Annotated in this window: 2 protein-coding genes, 1 tRNA gene and 1 pseudogene; 1 reads left to right on the top strand and 3 read right to left on the bottom strand. The window is 67.3% G+C overall.

Going from position 1 to position 3,149, the window contains the following annotated elements:
• From VFH59_RS04665 to VFH59_RS04655, 3 genes and pseudogenes are all read right to left on the bottom strand, one after another.
• Positions 1–142 (bottom strand): annotated as a pseudogene (locus VFH59_RS04665) (UDP-glucose 6-dehydrogenase); the annotation flags it as partial.
• 120 nt (positions 143–262) lie between these two features.
• Positions 263–1,012, bottom strand: coding sequence for an FKBP-type peptidyl-prolyl cis-trans isomerase (locus VFH59_RS04660; protein WP_325163719.1), 750 nt, complete (start codon positions 1,010–1,012; stop codon positions 263–265).
• Positions 1,013–1,161: 149 nt separating this feature from the next.
• The gene (locus tag VFH59_RS04655; RefSeq protein WP_325163718.1) at positions 1,162–2,916 is read right to left on the bottom strand and encodes a cation:proton antiporter; all 1,755 of its coding nucleotides are present in this window, start codon (positions 2,914–2,916) and stop codon (positions 1,162–1,164) included.
• 151 nt (positions 2,917–3,067) lie between these two features.
• Here VFH59_RS04655 and VFH59_RS04650 point away from each other — a divergent pair.
• A tRNA-Ala gene (locus tag VFH59_RS04650) sits at positions 3,068–3,143 on the top strand.
• Positions 3,144–3,149: the final 6 nt, after the last annotated feature.

Below are 3,149 nucleotides of genomic sequence, written 5' to 3'. Positions count from 1 at the left end.
CGTAGATCGGCACCTCACCGTGCTTCAGGCGCGCGACCTTGGCCGCGTCCACGTCCACGCACAGCACGCGGTTGCCCATTTCCGCCAGGCAGGTCCCGGTGACCAGGCCCACGTAGCCGGTGCCGAACAGGGTGACTTTCATCAGGGGGATCGCTCCGGAGCAAAACGATCGCGGATTCTAACAGGCGCCGCCCACGGCAGCCGCATAAAAAGAAAGGGCGCGGATTGCTCCGCGCCCTTCGGTCCGGTGACTGCGCCCGGCTTACTTGCCAGCGTTTTCCTGGCCGCCGGCCGGCGTCGGGCCGGTCTTCACCAGGGTCACGTCGAAGATGATCGTGGCGTTCGGCGGGAAGCCGTTCTGCGGCTGCGCGCCATAGGCCAGGTTCGACGGGATGTACAGCATGTAGTGCGCGCCGGTCTTCATCATCTCCAGACCCTCGCGGAAGCCCGGGATCACGCCCTGCAGCGGAATCGAGGCCGGGCCCTTGCCGTGGTCGGCCGAGGCGTCGAACTTCTCGCCGCCGACGAAGGTGCCCACGTAGTTCACCTGTACCGTGTCGTTCGGGCCCGGGCGTGCACCGGTGCCTTCGCTGACCACCTTGTACTGGAGGCCCGAGGCGGTGGTCTTCACGCCTGGCGCGCTCTTGTTCTTGGCAAGGAAGGCTTCGCCCTTGCTCTTGTTCTCGGAAGCGACCTTCTCGTACTGGGCCTTGGCCTTGGCCTGCAGCTTCGCGACGAAGGCGTCGCGCACGCTCTTGGCCTCGGCTTCGCTCATCGTCGGCTTCTGGCCCGACAACGCGGACTGCACGGCACGGGCGACCGTTGCCGGGTCGACCTCCTCACGCACGAGCGGCGGCAGCTGGCTGGCCAGGTCCCAGCCGACCACGTAGCTGGCCTTGGTCTTGTCGACCGTAGCGCCCGACTTGGCGGCCTGGGCGTGGACCCCCGCGGTCATGCCCAGCGCAACGACCATGGCGGCCGCCGTCAGCGTGGGACGCAGAAATTGCTTCATGAAGAACTCCCTCGTGTATGGAAATGCCGGCAATGCCGCCGGGCCTCCCCGATGGAGGCAGGCGGGGCATTGTGAGGCGCGTCGAGCAGTCTTGGCAACGACACCGGCTGTCGACCGTCATGGTTCGGAAAGGTTCCCGTCCAGGCAGGCTACTCGCCAGGCGATGGCCGCTCCAGCGTGTCGCGCAGCGCCGCCTGCAGCCGGGCGTGCATCCTCACCAGCGCGCGCCACAGCACCGCCGACAGCAGCACGCCGGCCACCAGCAGCACGATCGCCACGCCGCGGGGCGGCAGGATCGCCGAACCAAGCACACTCACCAGCAGGCCCAGCGCCAGCAGCGTGCCCAGTGGGATGAGCCGCGCCAGCAGACTGCGGATGGCATGCGTGTAGCCGCCGGCGAACTGTTCCCGGATGCCGAGCTCGGCCAGCAGCATGCCCAGCGCCTCGGCCTTGCGGTAGATGGCGATGAGCATCGGCAGGGAAAGGAACAGCGCCGCGGCGAAGATGAGCGAATGACGCGCCTCGCGCCCGACCCCGAAGGTCGAGAACCAGGACCAGTTGTGCGCGTTGACGTAGGCACCGATCACGAACAAGGTCACCACCAGCACTACGTTGACGCCGATGTGCCAGACCAGCCGGCGCAGCATGGCCGCGATCATCGCGTTCTGCTCCACCGGGCGGAGGCTCCCCAGCCAGCCCGAATAGCTGGTCAGCAACAGCCGCAGGGGGCCCGGGGTAACGCGACGCATGCCGTCGACGATGCCATTGGCATGCCCCACCAGATAAGGCGACGCAGCCATGCACACGACCGATACGGCCACCGCGGTCGGATAGATGAAATCGCTGACCACGCCGAGCGAGGCGCCCAGCGCCGCGATCACGAAAGAGAACTCGCCGATCTGCGCCATGCTCAGCCCGGTGCGGATCGAGGAGCGCACATCCTGCCCCACCGCGACCATGCCCATGCCGACCGCCAGGGTCTTGCCGACCATCACCACCGCGGCGATGCCCAGCGCCGGTAACGCGTACTGCCACAACAGCGCCGGGTCGATCTTCAGGCCGATGGCCACGAAGAACAGCGCGGCGAACATGTCGCGCAGCGGTTCCACCAGCCGCATCACGCGATGCGCGTTGCGCGCCTCGGCAATCACCGCACCCGCGAGGAATGCGCCGAGCGCCACGCTGAAGCCGAGCGAGGCGGCGAACAGGCTCGCGCCGAAGCACACGCCCAGGGCGCTCACCAGCAATGTCTCGTCGCGCCCGAAGCCGGCCACGTAATCGATGAGCCGCGGCAACAGCAGGAGGCCAAGGATCATCCCGGCGACCACGAAAAGCCCCACCTGCCCGACCACGGCCAGGGCAGTCCCCGCCTCCATCGCACCGCCTATCGCCACCGCGCTCAACACCGTGAGGATCACGATCGCCAGCATGTCCTCGGCCACCAGGATGCCGACCACCCGCTGCGCGAACGGCAAGTGCCGCAGGCCACCCTCGGCCAGGGTGCGCGTGGCGACCATGGTCGAAGACAGCGAGATCAGCGCGCCGAGGAACAACGCGTCCATGCGGCTCCAGCCCATCGCCTCGCCCACGCCCGTGCCGATCCACAGCATCAGGCCGACCTCGATCACCGCGACCATCAGCACGCCCATGCCGACCTCGCGCAGCTTGCGCACGCTGAACTCCAGCCCCAGCGTGAACATCAGCAGCACGACACCGAGGTTGGAGATGTCGTCGATCGCACGCGGATCGCCCACCAGCACGCCCGGCGTGTGCGGCCCGATCAGCACGCCTGCCAGGATGTAACCAAGCAGCACCGGCTGGCGCAGGCGCTGGAACAGCACCGTAGTGGCACCTGCCACGATCATCACCATGGCGAGGTCGCGGATGAAACCGATCTCGTGCATGCGGGCTCCGGCGCGTATAGCCATCCAGCTTACGTCACAACGCGAAGGTGTCGATCCGGCCCGGAGAGCGCGTGATCGGCGCGCGCAAAATCTTCCAAAAAAAGCTTGACGGATTCGCGAACCCTGCCTATTCTTTCGGGCTTCCAGCGGCGGGGCCATAGCTCAGCTGGGAGAGCGCCTGCATGGCATGCAGGAGGTCGGCGGTTCGATCCCGCCTGGCTCCACCAACCTAA

Source organism: Frateuria sp. (genome assembly GCF_035695185.1).
In the GTDB taxonomy this organism is placed as follows: Bacteria; Pseudomonadota; Gammaproteobacteria; order Xanthomonadales; family Rhodanobacteraceae; genus Frateuria_A.
Note: the sequence above shows the minus strand (reverse complement) of the source record. Positions and strands in the feature narration are given on the sequence as shown.

Bases quoted from the DNA above. Each gene is read 5' to 3' on its own strand.
- VFH59_RS04660 (WP_325163719.1), bottom strand. From the start codon at position 1,012: ATGAAGCAATTTCTGCGTCCCACGCTGACGGCGGCCGCCATGGTCGTT.
- VFH59_RS04655 (WP_325163718.1), bottom strand. From the start codon at position 2,916: ATGCACGAGATCGGTTTCATCCGCGACCTCGCCATGGTGATGATCGTG.